18 protein-coding genes, 1 tRNA gene and 2 pseudogenes are annotated in these 21,385 nt (G+C 38.1%); 12 read left to right on the top strand and 9 right to left on the bottom strand.

The genetic code is table 11. The features are described from left to right. Nucleotides 1-326 precede the first annotated feature (326 nt). The 4 genes from OWR28_RS08070 (at nucleotide 327) to OWR28_RS08055 (ending at nucleotide 2,248) form a co-directional block, all read left to right on the top strand. Nucleotides 327-695, top strand: coding sequence for an RHS repeat-associated core domain-containing protein (locus OWR28_RS08070; protein WP_332386190.1), 369 nt, complete (start codon nucleotides 327-329; stop codon nucleotides 693-695). Between the two features lie 184 nt (nucleotides 696-879). Next, nucleotides 880-1,146 (top strand): enoyl-CoA hydratase, encoded by a 267-nt coding sequence (locus OWR28_RS08065; RefSeq protein ID WP_332386189.1) that lies wholly within the window; start codon nucleotides 880-882, stop codon nucleotides 1,144-1,146. A gap of 180 nt (nucleotides 1,147-1,326) precedes the next feature. Next, nucleotides 1,327-1,677, top strand: a complete 351-nt coding sequence (locus OWR28_RS08060; RefSeq protein WP_332386188.1) for a hypothetical protein — start codon at nucleotides 1,327-1,329, stop codon at nucleotides 1,675-1,677. 262 nt (nucleotides 1,678-1,939) lie between these two features. Continuing rightward, nucleotides 1,940-2,248, top strand: a complete 309-nt coding sequence (locus OWR28_RS08055; protein ID WP_332386187.1) for a hypothetical protein — start codon at nucleotides 1,940-1,942, stop codon at nucleotides 2,246-2,248. 220 nt (nucleotides 2,249-2,468) lie between these two features. Here OWR28_RS08055 and OWR28_RS08050 read toward each other — a convergent pair. Continuing rightward, a pseudogene (locus OWR28_RS08050) lies at nucleotides 2,469-2,872 on the bottom strand (helix-turn-helix domain-containing protein). Nucleotides 2,873-3,290: 418 nt separating this feature from the next. Between OWR28_RS08050 and map the strand changes: the two are divergent. Next, on the top strand, nucleotides 3,291-4,055 hold the full coding sequence (map, locus tag OWR28_RS08045; protein WP_332386186.1) for a type I methionyl aminopeptidase: 765 nt from the start codon (nucleotides 3,291-3,293) through the stop codon (nucleotides 4,053-4,055). A 298-nt stretch (nucleotides 4,056-4,353) separates the two neighbouring features. On the opposite strand, the gene OWR28_RS08040 is transcribed toward map, so the two are convergent. Beyond that, nucleotides 4,354-4,866, bottom strand: a complete 513-nt coding sequence (locus OWR28_RS08040; RefSeq protein WP_332386185.1) for an NAD(P)H-dependent oxidoreductase — start codon at nucleotides 4,864-4,866, stop codon at nucleotides 4,354-4,356. Between the two features lie 172 nt (nucleotides 4,867-5,038). On the opposite strand from OWR28_RS08040, the gene OWR28_RS08035 reads away from it, so the two are divergent. Then, the gene (locus OWR28_RS08035) at nucleotides 5,039-6,571 is read left to right on the top strand and encodes a M20/M25/M40 family metallo-hydrolase (protein ID WP_332386184.1); all 1,533 of its coding nucleotides are present in this window, start codon (nucleotides 5,039-5,041) and stop codon (nucleotides 6,569-6,571) included. 216 nt (nucleotides 6,572-6,787) lie between these two features. Further along, nucleotides 6,788-7,483 (top strand): hypothetical protein, encoded by a 696-nt coding sequence (locus OWR28_RS08030; RefSeq protein WP_332386183.1) that lies wholly within the window; start codon nucleotides 6,788-6,790, stop codon nucleotides 7,481-7,483. A gap of 110 nt (nucleotides 7,484-7,593) precedes the next feature. Here OWR28_RS08030 and OWR28_RS08025 read toward each other — a convergent pair whose 3' ends face one another. Further along, nucleotides 7,594-8,385, bottom strand: coding sequence for a DUF2490 domain-containing protein (locus OWR28_RS08025; protein ID WP_332386182.1), 792 nt, complete (start codon nucleotides 8,383-8,385; stop codon nucleotides 7,594-7,596). Between the two features lie 485 nt (nucleotides 8,386-8,870). Here OWR28_RS08025 and OWR28_RS08020 point away from each other — a divergent pair, with 485 nt between their 5' ends. Together OWR28_RS08020 and OWR28_RS08015 are read left to right on the top strand one after the other, a co-directional pair. Continuing rightward, the gene (locus OWR28_RS08020) at nucleotides 8,871-9,350 is read left to right on the top strand and encodes a carboxypeptidase-like regulatory domain-containing protein (protein WP_332386181.1); all 480 of its coding nucleotides are present in this window, start codon (nucleotides 8,871-8,873) and stop codon (nucleotides 9,348-9,350) included. An 11-nt stretch (nucleotides 9,351-9,361) separates the two neighbouring features. After that, nucleotides 9,362-11,338, top strand: a complete 1,977-nt coding sequence (locus tag OWR28_RS08015) for a TonB-dependent receptor (protein WP_332386180.1) — start codon at nucleotides 9,362-9,364, stop codon at nucleotides 11,336-11,338. Between the two features lie 132 nt (nucleotides 11,339-11,470). On the opposite strand, the gene OWR28_RS08010 is transcribed toward OWR28_RS08015, so the two are convergent. From OWR28_RS08010 to OWR28_RS08000, 3 genes are all read right to left on the bottom strand, one after another. Beyond that, nucleotides 11,471-11,887, bottom strand: coding sequence for a hypothetical protein (locus tag OWR28_RS08010; RefSeq protein ID WP_332386179.1), 417 nt, complete (start codon nucleotides 11,885-11,887; stop codon nucleotides 11,471-11,473). A gap of 188 nt (nucleotides 11,888-12,075) precedes the next feature. Beyond that, a tRNA-Ser gene (locus OWR28_RS08005) sits at nucleotides 12,076-12,162 on the bottom strand. A gap of 55 nt (nucleotides 12,163-12,217) precedes the next feature. Beyond that, nucleotides 12,218-13,234: an asparaginase gene (locus OWR28_RS08000; protein ID WP_332386178.1), complete on the bottom strand. Its 1,017-nt coding sequence runs from the start codon at nucleotides 13,232-13,234 to the stop codon at nucleotides 12,218-12,220. Nucleotides 13,235-13,395: 161 nt separating this feature from the next. Here OWR28_RS08000 and OWR28_RS07995 point away from each other — a divergent pair. Continuing rightward, nucleotides 13,396-14,075 (top strand): annotated as a pseudogene (locus OWR28_RS07995) (TrmH family RNA methyltransferase). A gap of 47 nt (nucleotides 14,076-14,122) precedes the next feature. Here OWR28_RS07995 and OWR28_RS07990 read toward each other — a convergent pair. From OWR28_RS07990 to tsaD, 3 genes are all read right to left on the bottom strand, one after another. Continuing rightward, nucleotides 14,123-14,818, bottom strand: a complete 696-nt coding sequence (locus OWR28_RS07990) for an RsmE family RNA methyltransferase (RefSeq protein ID WP_332386177.1) — start codon at nucleotides 14,816-14,818, stop codon at nucleotides 14,123-14,125. Between the two features lie 102 nt (nucleotides 14,819-14,920). Continuing rightward, nucleotides 14,921-15,373, bottom strand: coding sequence for an IS200/IS605 family transposase (tnpA, locus tag OWR28_RS07985; RefSeq protein WP_332386176.1), 453 nt, complete (start codon nucleotides 15,371-15,373; stop codon nucleotides 14,921-14,923). 98 nt (nucleotides 15,374-15,471) lie between these two features. Beyond that, nucleotides 15,472-16,488: a tRNA (adenosine(37)-N6)-threonylcarbamoyltransferase complex transferase subunit TsaD gene (gene tsaD / locus OWR28_RS07980; protein ID WP_332386175.1), complete on the bottom strand. Its 1,017-nt coding sequence runs from the start codon at nucleotides 16,486-16,488 to the stop codon at nucleotides 15,472-15,474. A 4-nt stretch (nucleotides 16,489-16,492) separates the two neighbouring features. Here tsaD and OWR28_RS07975 point away from each other — a divergent pair, with 4 nt between their 5' ends. Together OWR28_RS07975 and OWR28_RS07970 are read left to right on the top strand one after the other, a co-directional pair. Beyond that, nucleotides 16,493-16,792 (top strand): hypothetical protein, encoded by a 300-nt coding sequence (locus OWR28_RS07975; protein ID WP_332386174.1) that lies wholly within the window; start codon nucleotides 16,493-16,495, stop codon nucleotides 16,790-16,792. After that, on the top strand, nucleotides 16,765-21,249 hold the full coding sequence (locus tag OWR28_RS07970) for a translocation/assembly module TamB (protein ID WP_332386173.1): 4,485 nt from the start codon (nucleotides 16,765-16,767) through the stop codon (nucleotides 21,247-21,249). Before OWR28_RS07975 ends, OWR28_RS07970 begins: the two co-directional genes overlap by 28 nt. The last annotated feature ends 136 nt before the right edge of the window (nucleotides 21,250-21,385 follow it).

The following is a 21,385-nucleotide window of genomic DNA, read 5'->3' as shown; positions in this document are numbered from 1 at the left end:
CAAGCGTCTCGCTCTTGTTCATAAGTAAAAGGGTAATGTTCCAAACATGTTGGTAATAAATTAGGGTATTGATTTTCAATACTCTAATTTTAATAATATGAATAGAACCTCAATTTAGGTAATGTGCCAAACGTGTTGGTAATAAATTAGAGTATTGGTTTTCAATACCTCAATTTAAAATGATATTGTGGATAGCTGATACAGAAAAAGAGAAAACAGGCTGTCTAAAATATTGAAAATTATATCAGGTATTTCGGAGCTATTAGTGAAAAGCAAACTATTTTCACATCATAACCAATCCTTAAAATAGGTCATATAGCAAGGAATTGCAGAGCAATGGAAATTTAGACTACGGCTGGAGGCAGTATATGCCGGATCTGGGAAGATGGAATGGAATAGACCAGCTGGCAGAAGCCTATACTTCTACCAGTCCTTACGCATATGTTGCCAACAACCCGGTTTTACGGTTTGATGTAGATGGCAAATGGTTTAACCAGGACGGTTCAATTGACACTTCAGGAAGAACTCCAGGTTTTACCAACGGCAGGCAGATGTACCAACAGTTCTGGGCCAAACACACGCTGGAAGTGATAATTATTCTGTTTTTACATCTTGGACAACAAGTAAATCAACTGCCAGAGATTTTGCAACAGCTATGGGAAAAGCACCAGGAGTCATTTTATCTAAACGTTTAATGCTATTCCTAATGTTTCAGAGACAGGAAAAAGAATGCAAGAAAACGAATGGTTAATTTTTGGACCAGTAATAAGAGCTAATGTAGAACATATAAAGCCATAAAATGAAAACAGAAGAAGAGATTTTTAATTTAATAAAAAAAGTATCAATATAAAAGGAGAATTTAAGAATTATCATATAAAATTGAGTAATGGAAGATTTGACAGGGAGAATATGATTGGGGTATATAGTATTAGAGAAGGGATAGCTATCAATCAAAAAAACTATAAGCTTGCAGAACAAATACGTAAATTACTTATTGGATTAAAAAATAATTCTGGAATTGTATTAAAGGGTGTAACTATTCAAGGTGAAAATTATTCTGGAATGTATTATCTAAGTGCCAACTATGAAAAAGTGATTGGGTATTTAGAGAGTGAATTTGATGAAAATGGTAACTTAATAAATTGAATCGATTGATGGTAATAATCTTCCCTAAACTGGTGCGATCGTCTCGCTCGCATCTTAAATTAATTAAAACCACTGTTTTTAGTGGTTTTATAATCTGAAAATTAAAGTAGTGGCAAATATGAACAAGGAATGTTGATTCCTGGAATAGTAATAGGAGGAACACCAATAGTCGTAAAATAAATGGAAACAAGCAATTTTCAAAAAATATTAAATTTATTTAAAAAGCAAAGTGATAATTATTTATATACAACCATATATAATTATTTAAAGTCCATAGATAAACTTGAATATATTCTTATTGATAAAAATAAGGCAAATTCTATATATACAGTAAGAAATGAAATCAATAATACTGTAAATGAAAGTCTAAAAATTCAAGGCTATGATGAGTTATTAAATAATCTTAATCAATTTAATAGTAAAAAAGTAATTATTAGCAACTTTGATTATAACAAAAAGAATTTCACCATATTTATCAATGGCAAAGAGACCCAAATATTAGGAATATTATGGCGGGATATCAATGAATAAAAATAATGTCCTTTGTTAATGAAGAGCGTATTACTTGCGTCTTTAAGTATAATATGCTATCCTATAGCTGGACAACAAAATAAATTGTTAGTAGAGGAATGGAAGAATTAATTTATTCTAAAACTCATTTAAATGAAAATAATATTTTTTTATAATTGTTTTACTGGCCAACAATAGTTGCTCCGCACAAAATAATATTGATTTTTATTATCAAGATAAAACGAAAGCAACAGAAACAGATAGGATAGCATATAAATCTTATTTGGAAAATATTCCAAAAGAATTTCTTAGAAAAGATGACGAAGTTTTATTATCTTTTAATAATGCTGCTTTTATTGACGATGTTATTACTATAAATGGTAAAAGTTATAATTTTCAAAATTATACATGTGGATATACACAGATTAGAGTTCTTAGAAGGGATGAAAAGATTAAAATTACATCTAAGAAAAAAGGAGAGATGAATTTTAAGCTAAAAAAAGGAATTGATTACATTATTATTAATGGAGGATTTGATAATAAATGGAGTGTTACATTTTCAGAATATTTTCCTACAATGGAATGCTTATAGAATTATAAGTACAAAGCGAAGGAGCTGCAGGAGACAGGTATGTATGACTATGGTGCAAATGTACATGGCCGATATTGGAAGATGGGGTGTTGTTGATTCGCTAGCAGAAAAATATTTTAGTATAATTCCTGTTGTACAAGCTTCTCATTCGTCACCCAAACAAAACAAAACCACTGCATCCGCAGTGGTTTTTATTTATTTAAAAATATTTTTGAATCTCTTACTTATCAAGCAGCTTCTCCAGTCTGCTCATCATTTCATCCTTTTCCTTCAGCATTCTTTCGTAAAGCGCAATTTTTTCTTCGTGAAGCTGAACAATTTTATCAATAGGATTAATATTTTGAACTTCGATTCTATTATTAAACATTGCATTATCTGAAAATGTACAGGAAATTAGGTTCACAGCCTGTTCCTCATCAAAATTCTGAAAAGCTTCTACGGGAATTTTCAGTACTTCGGATATTTTTTCCAGCAGCTGGTTTTCAATGGTTTCTTTCTGTTCAAGTAAAGAGATCTTTTTTGGTTCCAGTCGTCGCCCAGATCAAGCGCCAATGCTTCCTGCTTTATGCCCAGCATTTCTCTGAAACGCTTTACATTTCTTCCCTGATGTATTTTGTAGTCCATTCTTTAATCAATTTGTGAAGATTCAAAGATAATACATTCTGTAAAGTAAAGGTGAAAAAATGTCCGGTAAAATATCCGCATTGCTGTTATACAACTATCACGAGCCACTTCATAACTGCCTCCAGCCCCTTATAAAGCCCCTCCAGCCCCTATGGTAAGTCTCTTCAGCCCCTTCAATAACGGTCTCCAGCCCCTTTGATAAGTGGGTACAGGGACTTACAGAACGGTCTGGAGACCGTTACTGAACACCCTTCAGCCCCTTATGTAACCGGGTATATCCCCTTCCCCAAGGGGTAGAGGGGGTTGGTGAAGGGGGTAACCTTATTTTCAATAACTGCATTTGGGTAAATGGAAACAGTTCATCCCCGGAACATTTTAATTTCCTAACTTTGTAGTTCTCAACAATAAACAAACAAATATGTCAATCACCAACGAAGATCAGATGCTCGGAATGCAAAAAGTAAGTGAAGCTGTTGCCTGTACTTTGAAAAAGATGATAGCGTATGCTGAACCCGGCATGACCACAAAAGATCTTGATGAATACGGAGCCGGAATACTGGAAAGTTTCGGGGCAAAATCAGCGCCTTACCTGACGTACGGATTTCCGGGCTGGACGTGCATCAGCGTAGATAACGAATTCTGCCATGGTATTCCCACAGATCAAAGGGTTCTGAAAGAAGGTGACCTGATCAATATTGATGTTTCTGCAGAGCTGGATGGATATTGGGCAGATAACGGCGGATCTTTTGTCATTGGAAAAGATATTCACGGGCATCAGAAACTGGTGGAGGCATCCAAAGACATTCTGAGAAAGGCTATCAGCAATATAAAAGGCGGCGTAAAAATAGCAGACATAGGACATTTGATGGAAACCGAAGCGAAGAAAAGAGGTCTTAAAGTTATCAAGAATCTTGCAGGCCACGGAGTAGGAAGAAGCTTACACGAGCAGCCTGATGAATTGCTTAACTACAGAAACCGTTTTGATTCCAGACGTTTTAAGAAAAACTCTGTGGTGGCTATTGAAACATTTATCTCCACAGATTCGAGCATTGCTGTGGAATTAAAAGACGGATGGACTATGGCAGGCAATAAAGGCGGTTACATGGCCCAGCATGAGCACACCATTGTAATTACCGACGGAAAACCTATCATTTTAACTGAAATGAACGGAATCCTGAATTAAATTAAGGATATTGACTCATAGTTGATAAACCGCAAAGACGCAATTATATAATAAAAGCTGTTTTGAAGGCGCCAGAATTTTATCAGGGATAAAGTTTCTCAAATCAAATGATACCATCATTTCCCTGCTGAAAATCTTCAATTTTCTTGCGCCTTATCTTCAGAGATCAGCAATGTAAAACTTTGCGTTTACAATAAAACCTGCTAAGAAATGTCATTGACAGGATTAAAATCTTTCAGCACACTTTCATAATCCGCTGTAAATCCGTTTTCCATAGTTCCCTCAATGTGATAGGTTTCTACCTCCGTAATTCCTGCATAACTTCTGAAAACATCCCTGAGATAAGCCGAAATATAATCCGGCGCACCTTCAGTACGTCTGCCGCCGGAAGCAACAGCAAGATATACTTTTTCCCTGTAAACCGGCCCACACGATTCCCTTGTTCGTCAAAGACATAAGTAATTCCTGCCCGGATCAGCTGGTCAAGCCAGGCTTTCAGAGGTGTGGAAATGCCGAGGTTGAAAACCGGTGTTCCAATGATAATAATATCTGCTTTACGCACTTCATCCACAATCAGATTGGCATATGAAAGAAGCTGCCTGCTTTGTTCATCGTATAATTCCGGATGTTTATAAAACTCATGAATGGACATTTCATCCGCATACGGTGGTGCATCCTTCACCAGGTCCCGTACAGTGACCGTATTGATATTACCCTGTTGTAATAGTTTTTCCAGAATGGCTGAGCTTAGCTGGCTGCTATAAGACTGTTCTCCTCTTGCGCTGGAAATAATGTGCAGAATATTCTTCATACTTTTTATTCTGATGACGATCTTAGTGTCATTAAGGGGACATATATCCGTTTATTTTTATCTGATGACTGTATTTAACAGATCCTCTGTTCGAAAAGCCCGGTTTTAAATTGCCAGACACCCGATACTTTACTATATTTATGGAATCAAACCACCTCACAAACTATCTGCTATGAAAAAATTTCTTTTAATCCTTCTGGGAATCATTGTCGTTCTGGCTGCTGTTGTATTGATTAAAACCTATACTTATCCGTTTAAGAAAAATAATACCGGTGCAGGAGAAGGTTGGAAACCCGTAAAAAATGACTCTGCGGTAATGAGACTGTCAGGAGGAATAAAAGTTCCCACAGTTTCCACAGGCAGCCTGGGTGAATTCGACTATGCACCGTTTGATCAGTTCAAAACCTATTTAAAAGCCTCTTATCCGTTAGTTTATCAGAATACGGAAAATGTTGAGGTGAATCAGTATGGATTGGTGTTCAGGCTTAAAGGAAGCAATCCTGCTCTGGAGCCTGTTTTATTCCTTTCCCATATGGATGTTGTTCCTCCCGGAGATGCAGATATTAAAAATAATGAAGAAAATGTATTCCGGCCGGATGACAAACCGCTTGAGCCTGTTTCAAAAGTAGCGGAAGACTGGGATTTTGCCCCTTTTTCAGGAGCGGTAGCCAATGGAAGAATCTACGGAAGAGGAGCGATAGATATGAAAGGAATGCTTTTCTCTTTAATGGAATCTGTGAATTCTATGATTAAAAACAAACAGATTCCCCAGCGGGATATTTATCTGGCTTTCGGTTTTGATGAAGAGGTTGGCGGACAAAAAGGAGCGGTTCAGATCGCAGATTATTTTAAAAAGAAAGGATTGAAATTCGATGCTGTCTATGACGAAGGAGGATTGATTATGAGAAAAGGAAATGTAGCAGGGATTGATACTGATGTGGCTGTGGTGGGATGCGCTGAAAAAGGCTTTCTGTCCGCAAAGATAAAAGTTAAAGGGCTTGGCGGGCACTCCTCTATGCCGCCTATGGAAAGTGCTATCGGGAAGGCTGCTGTCATCATGCAGCGTCTGGAAGATGATCAGATGAAACCCATGATCACGCCTTTAATCAAAGAGTTCTTTAATAATATTGGTGGTGAAATGCCTTTTACCACAAGAATGGCGCTGGCCAACCAATGGCTTTTAAAGCCGGTATTGATCTCACAGCTCACCAAGAACAATACCACCAATGCATTGGTAAGAACGACTACAGCATTAACGATGATGAAAGGAAGCGACGGAACCAATGTGCTTTCTCCTGAAGTGGAATTTGTGGTTAATTTCAGATTGCTTCCCGGAAATTCAGTGAAAGATGTAAAAAATCATATTGCCAAAGCCACTGAAGGTTTTGATGTGGAGGTAGAGGAAATTGACAATACCAGAGAAGCATCTGCCATTTCTCCAACCAATACAAAAGCTTTTAAAATAATAGAAGCAGCCGTTAAGGAAATTCATCCCGGAGCAATTGTTACGCCTTATCTTACCATGGCAGGAACGGATGCCGGTAAATACGAAATCGTAAGTAAAAACGTCTACCGGTTCATGCCAATCAAAATCAATAGTGCCGAACAGCAGAGCATTCACAGTACCAACGAATATCTCAGCATTGAAAACTATCTGAAAATGATCCGTTACTTTGAGTACATCATGAAGAATTATGATAAATAAATGTCAATGGAGGACAGTCGGTTCGCTGCGCTTGTGAACTTTTAATCGGGGTCCGGGTCGTGGATATCTGGTGTTTTTTATCTGTAGATAATGTATTTTCCCTATGGGTTTGCGAAGCAAAATTGACCCCTGACCAAAAATCTTTCACAAAAAATATATTGCGTCAAGTTTTGTCGCATTACACCTATAGCTTTGTCATATCAAAATTACAGAGCTATGGAATTGCCATTTTACTTAAACTTTAATGACTTTGAAAGTAATTATTATGACAACCTTGAAAAATGGTTTGAAGAATATCATAATACCAGCGAAACAGACTATCTGAATGCGCTTGCTGAACTTTACAGTCCGTATGTCTATTACAATTTTGCAGATGACAGGTTAAAGCCGGATGCCTCCATTGAAGTAAAAGACTGCTTTTTCCCTTATCATGAAAAAATAGGGATTTCTTTCTGTATTGATTGCGAAAACGAAACCTCACCAGCCAACAGGATGAGTCAGGTTTTTGAATTTAAAAATATTTCCATGATGGAGTATGCCCAGCATATTCTGGATAAGATCAATAAGTTTTGTTCAAAAAATCCTCAGGCTCTGGATGGTAACAAAAACATTCAGGATTATCTCAATAACTATGCTATTGTTACCTCAGTAGACGGTGTAGGATATTGCATCAGCTATAACCGCCATCAGAAAGCAATACCCTTTTTAAAAGCGTACCTTCCGTACTATGGCCAGACAGTTAATATGGCAGTGTACAGGGATTTTCTGTTCTCTGTGGTACAGATTGCAGAATTTATTGATCAGAAACTGAAAACAGTACATGCTTTTAAGCATACGATTTATGCCCGCTCCAAAGCGGACGCTAAATTTAATGTACAGATGAGCCGCGAATTCCTGAAGCTTTGCAACTAAAATATACACCAAACATTCATACTTAATTATATTGCAGAGAAACTTATGTTTCAACAAAAATCCCGGTCAGTGATGATCGGGATTTTGTTTATAAAAATACAGTTTTTTTGTCATTTTTTTCTGTAAGGTATATTCCAGATCAGGTCTGCAGCAAGGTAATGAACACCTCCATGATGAATGCTCCTGCTGTCTCGGATCAGATCATCCATATAGCCAATATCTACTGTAAAAGGTGAATCAGGAATGGTAAACATATAGTATGCTGCAATCCGCATTTCACGATACCCGAAGGAGTTCCATTCAGAATCCGGTTCATTAAGGTGGCTTATGGAAAAAAGCGCTTCTGCACTTAATGCCAGCTTTTGATTATTCTTTGGAGATAAACTATAGGTTAACTGACTCTTGATACGGGTTCTGATCTGAAAATCTTCCTCTGCTTTATGAAAGTCTGCATCAAAAAACTTCCTGAATTCCTGCCGTACTGTATTTTTCAGCTTCCACCTTCTTCCCAGATCAAAAGTGTATGCATATCTTCCGTACATCCTGAATTCCTGTTCCGTATTTTCTTTTTCATAAGGGGCGTTGCTTTCATAGTGGGGCTGTCTGCGGTAGCTGAGGGCATAGCTGTACTGCTGATGCGGGGCAAAAGAATGGTATATCTCATGATTCAGGACAATGATAGCCTGCTTTGACAATAAATTATGGTTATCCGGCCTGCTTTTTCTCCCAATGGCAGCATAGCTCAAAGTATGCTTTTTCCCTAAAGAATCCAGCTGCTGTTTAACTCCGAAGGCACCCCAGAATGCATTGTTGGCATCTCCCAGCCCCGGCGGACTGATCTGTGCCTTGATAGTGGTTCCGATACATCCCAATAAAAATATACCTGCAAAAATTTTCTTCATACCCAATATAATGGATTGTTGTTTTACTGTTAATTTTAAATGGCTGCGAAACCATAAGATAGAAGATAATACCGCAGTTACGCAGAGAGAATACTTTATTGCTGCAAAATTATAAGCCTGGTTCATAGAATGTTTATTCAAAATCTTTCAATACTGTTTAAAAACAAGACAAAATAAACACCTGATTTAGGATAGAATTAGGAATGGGAGTTTTCAAAAATCTTTTCATAGCAATAATGAATTGTGGATAACATGTGGATAACGTATTAGCATCTTGTGGAAAAGTTGATTTCTATCTATTGTTTAAAGCTTAACTAATCTCTTAAACACCCTTATTTATTGAATGTTTCTATAAATTTACATTAGGTTGGAAGCTGTACTTTTTTAAATTTTATTTAGAATAATTCAAATTAATATTGTGAGGAAGCCTGCGTTTCCGTTATTTTGCACCTTTATTTATAATCACTTTAAATAAGGCTGAAAAAATGATACAAACTAATGAATGTATGCTTCCCGGGAGGCATATGCCTCATTCCGTAGAAACAAGACAGAATGATATTTCAACCAAGAAACAGCAATGGATAAAACCATTTCTTATTTTTTTATTCTTTCTAATTGGTTTAACAGCAACACACGCCCAGAATCTGCAGGGTGGCATCTCGGGAAAAGTAAATATGGTGGACGGACAGCCGTTGAGGGCAATATCTGTCTCGTTGCCGGAAGCGGATCGCCAGACCCTTACGGATGACGAAGGAAATTATCATTTTGCAAACCTTAATGCAGGTTCTTATACTGTGAAGTTGCAGATTCTGGGTGCTAAAGAAGTACGCCTTCCGGCAGAGGTAAAAGCAGGTGAAACAACCATACTGGATTATCAGCTTACCCGGGAAAATATCCAGGCTATACAGGAAGTGGTTATAATGAAAAATACAAACCGTTTTTCGAAAAAGAAAGCGGGTTTGTAGCCAGATTGCCTTTGAAAAATTTAGAAAACCCTCAGGTCTATAATACGGTTACCAAAGAATTATTCCAGGAGCAGGTAGCTGTGGATCTGGGAAGCATTTCCAAAAACGTACCGGGAGCAGGAGTTCCTATGATTGCGAACCAGGGAAGAGTGACATTCCGCTCAAGAGGATTTGAAACAGAACCCAATGCCAGGAATGGAGTCGCAGGAGCTGCATTTTCAGTCATTGATCCCGTAAACCTTGAACGTATAGAAGCCATTAAAGGACCTTCAGCGACTTTATTCGGGAAAAGTGTGGCCAGCAGCTATGGAGGAGTATACAACAGGGTGACGAAAAAGCCTTACAATGATTTTGGCGGTGAAGTAGGATATGTAGGAGGAAGCTGGAATTATAACCGGCTGACAGTGGATGTTAATACACCGGTAAATAAGGACAGAACAGCTCTTTTCCGCCTTAATGCGGCAGGAACTACAGAAAAGAGCTTTCAGGATATCGGGTTTACCAACTCATTGGCTATTGCTCCCAGTTTTTCTTATCAGATCAATGACCGTATGTCGCTCCTGCTGGATGTAGAGTTCAATCAGGCAAAAGGAACATCGGTTGTACGGTTTAATCCTTATACCGGGAGTAACAAAATTCAGTCTGTTGCAGATATGAAGTTCCCGTATTATAAGAACTTCCTGAGTGATGACCTGGCCTACGAAACACAGATGCTGAACATCTTTGCCCAGCTGAATTATAAAGTTTCGGAAAACTGGACATCTCAAACGATACTGTCCCGCGCAAGATCTACCATTAACGGATATATTTCTGCCATCAACGGGAAAACAGATTCTACAGCAAGCGCTCAGGTGATGGTGGGAACCACTTCATTTATTGCCACCAATATTCAGCAGAACTTCATCGGGGATTTCCGTATCGGACGTTTCAGAAACAGGATGGTTGTCGGTTTGGACTTTTATAACAATTCCAATCATTTTGACCGTTACCATACCAATACCAAAGTATTTAATTTTGTTCATCCTTCGGCCGACTTCAGAGTGAACAGCAATACCATAGACGCGCTTACAGCTACTTCAGCCTTCAGAAGGGAAAATAACAGTGACAATACCTATGCTGCTTATATCTCAGATGTTTTTAATATTACGGATCAGCTGATGGTAATGGCCAGTGTAAGGGTAGACCGGTTTCAGTTTAAAGGAGTGTATGATATAACCACAGGAGAAATAAAAGGCGGCCTGAGCAGCAGCGGAGCGCAATCGGGGCCTTATGGGCAGACCGCTTTTTCACCTAAAATGGGAATCGTCTATGAAGTATTGAAAAATAAACTTTCTCTGTTTGGAAACTATATGAATGGCTTTAATAATGTGAGCGGAACGGATATCAACGGGAATACTTTCAAACCTGAATATGCCAATCAGCTGGAATTGGGGGTAAAAGCAGATGTTTTTAACCACAGACTTGTAGGTACGTTAAGCTATTACAATATCCGTGTGGATAATATTTTAAGAACAAATCCTGATGATATCAACTATTCCATACAGGATGGGACGCAGGTAAGTAAAGGATTTGAAGCTGAGCTGACGGCTAATCCTTTTGATGGATTCAATGTTGTTGCAGGATATGCTTATAATGACAGTAAATTTACGAATGCCAATCCTTCGGTAAATGGTTTAAGGCCTGCATTGTCCGGACCTGCCAATATGTTCAACTTCTGGATCAGCTACCGTATTCCTGAAGGAAAATTAAAAGGCCTGGGAATAGGCGGTGGCGTAAATATGGGATCCTCTTCCTATCAGACCAATACACAAACAGCTAAAGTGATTATTCCGTCTTACAAAATGTTTGATATAGGCATTTTCTACGATCAGCCAAAATACAGAGTAGGGCTGAAATTTGATAATATTACCAATGAAAAAGCATGGTCTGTACGTTTGACACCACAGGCTCCGTCACGATTTCTTGGAAGTGTTTCTTTAAAGTTTTAAATAAAGTCAGTTACACAGCCCGGATTAAAGGTCCGGGCTGTATATTTTAAATATTCATCCGCCGGATTGAAATTAAATTGCCACAATATTCTAGATACTGTGGCAATTTGTTTTTACGGACTGTTTATTTTATCAGTTCTGTCTTACTCCGCACATAGCATCCCATGTTGTCCAGAAATGGGCATTGATGGCTCCGATAGGAGGGTTGGTGCTGTCAGCAACAATGCCTACCATAGAGGCACAGTTGGAATTACAGCCTATTTCATTGTGACTTCCTGATTGTGGCGGAATCTGACGCCATGTGCCGGTAGATCCGCTTAATAATTCTACTCTGATATCAAAAATCCCTGAAAGATTAGGGGTTTGAATTTGTTTGGTAGGATTCTCACTTGAGATAAAGTCACTCCAGTCTCCCTGTGAAAATGTTACACGCCATGTAGAAATCATTCTGGAAGTATCATTTTGTGGTGAAAGATACACCCAGAATTGTGCTCCGTTTCCAAGTACTAACTGACCTGAAGAATTTGCATTTACACTTGTTGATGTCATAATTAAGTTGGTTTTTGGTGATTAGATTGTTCTTCAAAGTAACGGACAACAAAGGAAATGGTGTAGCGTAAAAATTACCAATTAGTAAATTGAGTAGAAATACTTAGAAACTGAATAAGTATAAACGATCAGATAAATTATGATGATAAAAAAAGCCTGTGCTAATTCAGCACAGGCTTTTTAATCTGCAGAAAGGAAGGGATTCGAACCCTCGATACAGTTACCCGTATACTACCTTTCCAGGGTAGCTCCTTCAACCACTCGGACACCTTTCTTTTTGAGATTGCAAAAATAGTGTATTTTCTGGAATATCCAAATTATTCTTACAAATTAATCTGTAATTTCGCCGCAAAGGCTTCTGGTGAAGTTATCTGCGAAGCTTCCGGAGTAGCTTGGATTGTCAATAAGGTGCATTGCTTTTGTAATCGCTGTTTCTGCAGTCATATCTCTTCCGCTGATGGCTCCGATTCTTGAGAAAATATTGCTGTTCTCATACTTTCCGAATGAGATACCTCCTGAAATACACTGGCTTACCACTACAATTTCAGTTCCGTTATTCCTGATTTCCTGAAGGGTTTCCTGCGTTTTGGCACTGCTGAAAATCGTTCCCGAACCGAAAACCTGAAGAATCAGTACCTTCATTTTAGGGATTTCCCTGAAATGGCTCAGATGCATACCCGGGAAAATTCTCCAGAATAAAATATCTTCAGAAATATGTTCATCCACATGAAATTCTACAGCAGGATCACAGCGGAACAAGTTGTCTTTAATAATATTCAGATGAACTCCGGACTGCCCAAGAATCGGGTAATTCGGACTTGCATACGCATCAAAATATTCTGCAGAATATTTCAATGTTCTGTTTCCTCTTAATAATTTATACTCAAAGTAAATGGCCACCTCCTGAATAACTGCTTCATCATTTTCATATAGACTGGCATAGTAAAGGCTGGTCAGAAGATTTTCCTTGGCATCCGTTCTCAGATCACCAATCGGAAGCTGGGAACCTGTCATAATCACCGGTTTTTTTAATCCTTTCAGCATGAAACTCAGTGCTGAAGCGGTGTAGGACATCGTGTCTGTACCATGAAGGATCAGAAAGCCGTCATAATCATTATAGTTTTTGTGGATATAATTGGCAATCACTCTCCATTCTTCAGGTCCCATATCCGAAGAGTCCAGCGGTTTGGCAAAAGGATGAACAAAAACTTCGCATTCCATAAGCCTCATTTCAGGCATCTTTTCGAATATATTTCCAAAATCAAAGGCACGGAGACTTCCGGTTTCGTAATCTTTTTCCATTCCGATGGTTCCACCGGTATAGATGAGCAGGACTTTTCGCTTCATGTATCAATTTAATTAAGAATTGGGCCCCGATTAGGGTTCATAGGCCAAAATTACGTTAATTTGCAAAGATTTGAAAATGAATGAAACGCTTATCATGAAATTTTATAAAAATAAAATGAAAATTGTAGTGGTTTCATAGGGCTATTGAAAAAAATAACTAAATGCAGATGAATGATTTATCGCAAACTTATGAATATTTAAAGCAGTTTTTAACAGAAGAAAGACTGGCGAAAATTGAACATTTCTCACAGGAAAGTTCAGATTTTGTTCTTCCGGTTGTAGAAGATGTCTATCAGTTCAGAAATGCAGCTGCAATCGTACGTTCTGTGGAGGCCTGTGGTTTCCATAAAGTAGTGGCTTTGCAGGAAGAATACAGTTTTGAACCCAATCTTCGGGTAACAAAAGGGGCAGACACATGGGTTGAGGTAGAAAAACTTCCCGGAATATGGAGTCTTTTCAGAATATTAAAGACAGAGGATATAAAATTGTGGCTGTTTCACTGGAAAACAATGCTAAAATGCTGCCTGAATATGAAGTAACTGAACCTATTGCTTTAGTTTTCGGAACTGAAATGGAGGGTGTTTCCCAGGAAATTTTAGATTTTGCCGACGAGACACTGGCTATTCCCATGTATGGCTTTACAAGAAGTTTCAACGTTTCTGTGGCAGCTTCAATCTGTATGTATGAATTGAAACAGAAGCTTATAAAATCTGATATTGATTATAAATTAAATGAAGAAAAGCTTTTAAGGATGAAAATCCTTTGGACTGTCAATTCAATCAGAAGCGGACAGCAGATTTTCGAAAAATATCTGAGAGAAAATAATATTGACTGGAAATAGTCAATCTGAAATAAAAAAGAGAAGGCTGGGCAACCTTCTCTTCATATTTATATCATCTTATAATAATTCCATGCTGCTACGAAAACGCCTGCTGTCTCCGTTCTTAGTCGTTGGTTTCCGAGGGATACGGCTCTTACCTTATTTTCTGCTAAAAATGCAATCTCCTTTTCAGAAAAATCGCCTTCAGGACCTATTAAAAATGTAAGCTGTTCCAGCTGAGGGATATCTTTAAGACCCATTCTTTCTAAATTTTCATGGCAGTGTGCTACAAATGTATGCTCCGGATCAATGTTTTTGAGAAAATCCTGAATTTTAGTTAAATCATTGATAACCGGAAAATGAAATCTCAAACTTTGCTTTGATGCGGCAACAGCCTGTTTCCTGATTTTATCAATATTGACGTTTTTACGTTCTGTTTTCTCAGTCTGCAGAATTGTAATCTCAGAAATACCCATTTCCACAGCTTTTTCCACAAAAAATTCAATCCTGTCAATGTTCTTGGTGGGGGCAATGGCAATATGAAGCCCGGGATTGAATTCAGGCAGATTTTCTTTGATCTCAGAAATTTCAATACCAGCTTTCTTCCCTTCTATAATGAGCTTTCCGGAAGCTAATTTTCCCTTGCCATCTGTCACATGAATGTCTTCTCCATCTTTCATTCGAAGAACTTTCACGATATGCTGCTGCTCTTCATCGTTGATTGTTACTTTATTTCCGTTGATTTCTCCGTAGAATAGTTTCATCTTATTTTTTTAAGAGCCACGAAGTGGCGCAATACTTAGCAAAGACAGCAGGTCTTTGTTTTGAATTAATGTTGTTTACCTGAGCTCTGAAAGAGCGGAATATTAATCCCAGACATATCTTTCATCAAATTCCATTTCATAATTTCTGAGAAATATTAAAAACTCTTCCTTAAAATTTTTAATTGTATGATGTTCCTTTTGATTGCTGATGTATTCAGTTACAGTGCCTATTTCTTTTGGATTAACTGAAAAACTCCCATAGCCATTCTGCCAATAAAAATGCGAATATTTTTTGTCTTTAGTTTTAATCCATTTTGAAGAATGAGATTTCAAACTTTCCAAAAGCTTTATGAGAGTCACTTTTTTTGATAAAAGACAAAGGATGTGAACATGGTCTTTATAGCCTCCGATTTTTACGGGATTACACTCCATATTTTTACAGATCCCTGCCAGATATGAAAATAATTCTTCCTGTATTTCTTCATCAATGATTGGTTCTCTGTTTTTAGTAGAGAATACAATATGAATATAATTTTTAACAAGAGACTGTCCCATTTTTATCTCGCTACTTCGTAGCTATTTACTATTAGCCTATTTATCTCAAAGGTTTAAACCTTTGCTTTTTTACGTCACCACTTCGTGGCTCCGCATTCTTATAAATCATATTTTGCCGTTGCCGTTGTTCTGAGATCTGTAAACTCTCCTCTTTCAAATTTCAGCTTTGCTACCATAGCAATCATGGCTGCATTATCTGTAGTATACTCAAACTTTGGAATATAGATATTCCAGTCCAGTTTTTCTCTGTTTATCTCCATAGCTTTTCTCAGGGCAGAATTGGCAGAAACACCTCCTGCGATGGCTACTTCATTCACATTAAGATCTTTGGCAGCTTTCTCAAGCTTATTCATCAGAATCTCAATAATGGATTTCTGAACGGAAGCACAGAGATCGTTAAGATTTTCCTTGATAAAATCAGGATTTTTTCTGACTTCTTTCTGGATGAAATATAACACGGAAGTTTTAATTCCGCTGAAAGAATAATCATAGTTCTCCAGTTTAGGTTTGTTGAATTTAAAAGCATCAGGATTTCCTTCCTTGGCCAATCTGTCAATGATAGGTCCGGCAGGGTAGTCAAGGTCAAAGATTTTTCCTATTTTATCAAAAGCTTCTCCTGCGGCATCATCAATGGTCTTTCCGATAATTTCCATATCGAAATAGTCTTTTACGAGCACAATCATAGTGTGTCCGCCACTTACCGTAAGACATAAAAAAGGAAAGGCAGGCGGCACAGGATTTGCATCTTCGATGAAATGGGCCAGAATGTGGGCTTGAAGGTGATTTACTTCAATTAACGGAACGTTAAGGCTCATAGCCAGAGACTTAGCAAATGATGTTCCTACCAGAAGAGATCCTAAAAGTCCGGGTCCGCGTGTAAATCCTATAGCTGAGATAGCATTTTGTTGTATATTTGCTTTGGAAAAAGATTTTTCAACAACGGGGATAATATTTTGCTGATGGGCCCGTGAAGCCAATTCAGGCACAACACCACCATATTCTTTGTGGATGGCCTGGTTCGCGGCAATGTTTGAAAGAATAGAATTTCCCTTGATGATAGCTGCTGAGGTGTCGTCGCAGGACGATTCAATACCTAAAATTATAGAGTCGCTCATAATAATGGCAAAGTTAGAGAATAATAACGAGAATGAGAATAAAAAATCAGTAGCTGAAAACCTAGGTAATCAGGTACAAAAAACTGTCGAAAATGTAGAGGAAAAAGTTCGGGAGACAGTGAAAGAAGCATCTGAACTGGCTTCAGATGCCATACACCATCCTGTGGAAACAGCTGAAGAATTTGGGAAGCAGGCTGTAAAAGATGTTACCAGCTATACCTGGTGGGCAAAACTTCTCTTGATTCTCTTCTGGCTCGGAATTGTGCTTGTTGGGGAGTGCTTATTGCCATTAATCTTCCCGTGACAAAGCAATGGGCAGCCGATCAGGCACTGAAGCTTGTTAATAACGATTTTAAATCTGATTTTTCTACGGAAAGTGTAGATGTAAATTACTTTGGAGACGTAACCATAAAAGGCTTAAAAGTAAAAGATTATAAAGGCTTTAATTTTATTACCGCCCGCGAGTTCCGTGCAGATTCAGACTGGATGTCTCTTGCAGTAAATGCTATTTCCGGAAACAGCAATTCCTTAAGTTTCAATTCTCTTGCTCTTGTTAATGCTGAAGTGAAGGTCATTACCTATAAAGGAGACAGCATCTCTAATTTTGTGAGGTTTGTTGAGCTTTTTGATAACGGGAAGAAAAGGGACCCGAAAAAACCTCCTTTTCAGCTGAATTCCAGAATACAGATTATTGATTCCAAAGTTTCTATTGTCAATCAAAATTCTCCCGGCGAACAGGGAAAATGGCTTACGGCAACACAATTCAATTTAAAAGCTCCCAATGTAAAAGTTAACGGCCCGAATGTTTCGGCACTGATCAATAATATGTCGTTTGTAACTTCAAGATGGGGGAAAGCTCATCTTGTAGATACGTTTTCAACAGAGCTGTCGTTAACGAAACAGTTTCTGTCACTAAAAGATCTTACCCTGAATACAGATCATACCTTGCTTCAGGGAGATATTAAATTCAATCTTCATGACGGTTCATGGGCCGATTTTGCCGATAAGGTACGATGGGATATGAATATCAAGCAGGGAAGCCAGTTAAGCGGTTATGACATCAGCTATTTTGTAACAAACTGGGATAATATCAAGCCGTTCAATCTTTCAGGAACAATGACCGGTCCTTTGAACAAGTTTCATCTGGAAAACTTCCTGATCAGAAATCCTGATGTGAATATTGCCACTAAAACAATGAAGGTTGATCATCTGCTGAAAGGGCATTTTGCTATCGAAACGAAAGACCTTTCCACAGATTTTACTTACAAGGATTTAAAAGCAATGATGCCTTCATTTATTTCCAAAAAGATGAAGAATTTTGCTGATGATTTCGGGAAATTAAAGTACAACGGAACAGCAAAAGTGAACCCGGATCAGATCTATGTGGATAACGGAAACCTGATGACGGGAATAGGGCAGGCGAAGATTTCCAAGCTTACTCTGACAGGTTACAGCACAGCTATGCCAAAATATTCCGGGTATCTTGATGTGAAAGATCTTAACACCTCTGTGATCACGAAGAATAAAACAGTGGGTTTGATTTCCGGTAAATTTGATCTTAACGGACAAAGCTTTGATGTCAATACCATGCGTCTGACTACAAAATCTCAGATTGCAAGTGTTGAAATTATGGATAAAACGATCAACAACCTTTATCTGGACGGGCTGTTGGATCATAAAAAATATAACGGATTAATCACCGTTAATGATGAGCAGGCAAAAGCTACAATCAAAGGATTGATAGACTTCAGTACTTCAAGAGTTGCCATGGATGTCAATGCTGATGTCACATACCTGAACATGAACTACTTTACCAATAAACCTGGTACTCAGGTGGTAAGCGGACAGGTTGAAGGTAAAATGGCTATGTCTTCCATTAATGACCTTACTTTGGATGTGAATGCCAATAATCTTCATTTTGCAACTGCTACCCAAAAATATAATATTCCGAATGCCAGGTTAAAAACCTTTATTGAAGCTGGATCCCGTGTAATAGATGTAGACGCTCCGGGAGCTGCTACAGGTAAAATTTCGGGGAGATACAGCCTGGCAGATCTTGCCGGAATGGTAGAAAACGGATTAGGAAAAATATTGGTAGGGCCGCCACCAAGGAAATTATACCGCGGACAGAATTTCGCCCTTAAGTTTGATGTTCAGCAAGGATTGGTCAATTACTTCCTGCCTGATCTCAGGCTTCCTCAGGGAGCTGTTGTAGAAGGGGAATATGATGGAAATTCCAATAATCTTATCCTGAATCTTGATGCAGCCTCTTTAAAATATATCATGACAAAGGAGGAAGAAATTACAGATGCTGATAAAGCGCTGGCAGCTTCCAACCCTGATTATAAAGTCAATGACAGGAAAAATATCAGCAGAGACAGTGCATTGGTGGATAGTGTTAAAGTGAGAATTAACACAGCAGACCTTAATCAGCAATTGTATGCCAAGATCAATAGAGTAGTCTATAATAAAAATGTAATCAGGGACTTTGAGCTTAAAGGAAATAATGAAAACGGAAATACGCTTCATTTAGCAACTGTATTCAAACATGGAAGTCCGGATGATGAACTGAATGAAAAGCTTAAAGAATATGCTATTAATGTGGATCAGTCTACAGATGCAGCGGGTGATTATGTGTTCAGGTTTGAGCCTACGGAAGTGAAATTCAATGAAGTTACATGGGCTATAGATACAAGTCCGGAACTGAATCATTCTATTACTTACAGAAGGAAAACCGGTGATTTTGATATCAGGAACCTGAGGGTATATTCCGATAAAAGTGCTTTGTTTATTAAAGAAGCACAGTTTAAATCAGCTAAAGATTTTTATGTAGATGCAGATATCAATGATTTTGCTGTAGAAAAACTGCTGGAAATGCAGTCCGGAGGGAATACGATGGATATCAAAGGTCTTGCCAACGGAAGTGTGAAGATCAAAATGGATAAAAGTACCCTTCAGCCGCTGGTAGACCTTAATATTGATGATATTAAGATGAATGGCAATGATATGGGAGATATCTCTATTTCTGCCACCAATGGCTTTTCATTGAATGTTTATGATATCGATGTGAAAGTTCACTCCGCAGGAGTACTTGGAAACAACAGCCTTAACCTGACAGGAACCGTTAATAATAATACATCTTCTCCGATTATTGATCTTACTGCAGAAATGCGTGATTTTGACCTTTCATTTACGCAGCAGTTTGTACAGACCGTTTTTGGAAACCTTCGTGGAAAGGCTACAGGGGATCTTAAAATCAATGGAAAACTTAATGACCTTGACTATAGCGGGGATATTGCTTTAAAAGATTTTGGATTAAAACTTTTGTTTACGGGAGTAGATTATTCATTTGATGATACTGTAATCCAGCTGTCCAGAGGACTTGCCATTCTCAACAATATTGAAGTGCATGATGGAAGAACCAATTCCAAAGGAAATGTTTCGGGGGCGATTCAGTTTGAAACCCTTTCTTCCATGGGGGTGTCACTCGTAATGAGGGCAGACAATCTGTTGATGCTGAATACGACACAGAAAGATTTTGACCTGTTCTGGGGAAGAGTTTACGGGCAGGGAGACCTGTACGTGGACGGCCCGGTTTCGGGATTAAGTATAACAACTCCTAATATGAAGGCACTTAACGGAAGTACCTTTACCTTTAATTCCAGTTCTACTTCCAATGTAGAAGAATTCAAAATGCTGCGCTTCCTTAAGGAAGGAAAAGATGGTCTGATTACCCTGGAAGAAAAGAAAAAAACAGGAGCCAATATGAATATTGATTTTAATCTGGCTGTTGATAAGGGAACCACTGTAAATGTACTGGTAGGAGATGATGTAGGGAATATTACCGTAAAAGGATCTGCAGATCCGTTGAGGTTCCACATGAACAGACAGGGAAATATTGCAATGAGCGGTACCTATAAAGTAGATAACGGAACATTTGTCTCTAAGGCTATCCTTAATAAAACATTCCAGATAGAAAGAAACAGCAGCATCAGATGGGATGGTGATGCGATGAAACCTACATTGGATATTAATGCCAATTACATAAGAATGGTTTCCAATGCCGGGGAATACCTGAGTATGGGAAAACTGCAGCCTATCAGTATATTGCTTCAGGCTCACATTACCCAGTCTTTGGTAGATCCTAAGATTGATCTGAATGTGACGGCCATGGACGTATCCAGCCAGGTAAGAGAAACCCTTGCAGCAAAAATGAGTCAGGAAGGAGAGAAAGTTCTTCAGTTCGGATCTGTATTGCTGTTGAGCACCTTTAACGTATCCAATACAGGTGGATTCGATGTGAATGTAGGAAATGTAGCGGAATCCTCAGGATATAACATGCTGCTGAAACAGTTGGGATCTGTACTTAATACGATGAGTAACGAATTCCAGATTGACCTTAATTATGTAAAAGGAGACCAGAATTCAAATTTCGGGGACAGAGCCAATGCCGGGGTAAGTGTAGCCGTTTCCCCAAGAGTCAATATCAAGACAGGGCTGGGGATTCCATTATCAAAAACAGATGGTGCACAAAACAATTATCTTTCCACGGAAGGGTCAGTAGAATATGATTTATCTAAAAAGAATGACGGATCACTGGTGATACGTGCGTATTCCAAGCCTACAAACATCGGAATGGTGAGTACAAACGGTTCTGCTAATCAGGCCTATGGAGGAGGGGTAGTGTGGAGTAAAAGCTTCAATTCTTTGTTTAAAAGAAGAAAAAAGACAAAAAAACTTCGGAGGCAAAAGGTGAAATAAAAACAGATTCTATAAAATCGCAAGGTAAATAATTAGAATATTTTAATGATTTTTATCATCTGTGTTAATTATTGTTAATATTTGATATATATTTTTTAGTTAAATTATTTTTCGTAAATTTGCAAAAAATACATAG

Origin of the sequence: Chryseobacterium sp. 1B4 (assembly GCF_036631475.1) — a bacterium.
Taxonomy (GTDB): Bacteria; Bacteroidota; Bacteroidia; order Flavobacteriales; family Weeksellaceae; genus Chryseobacterium.
Note: the sequence above shows the minus strand (reverse complement) of the source record. Positions and strands in the feature narration are given on the sequence as shown.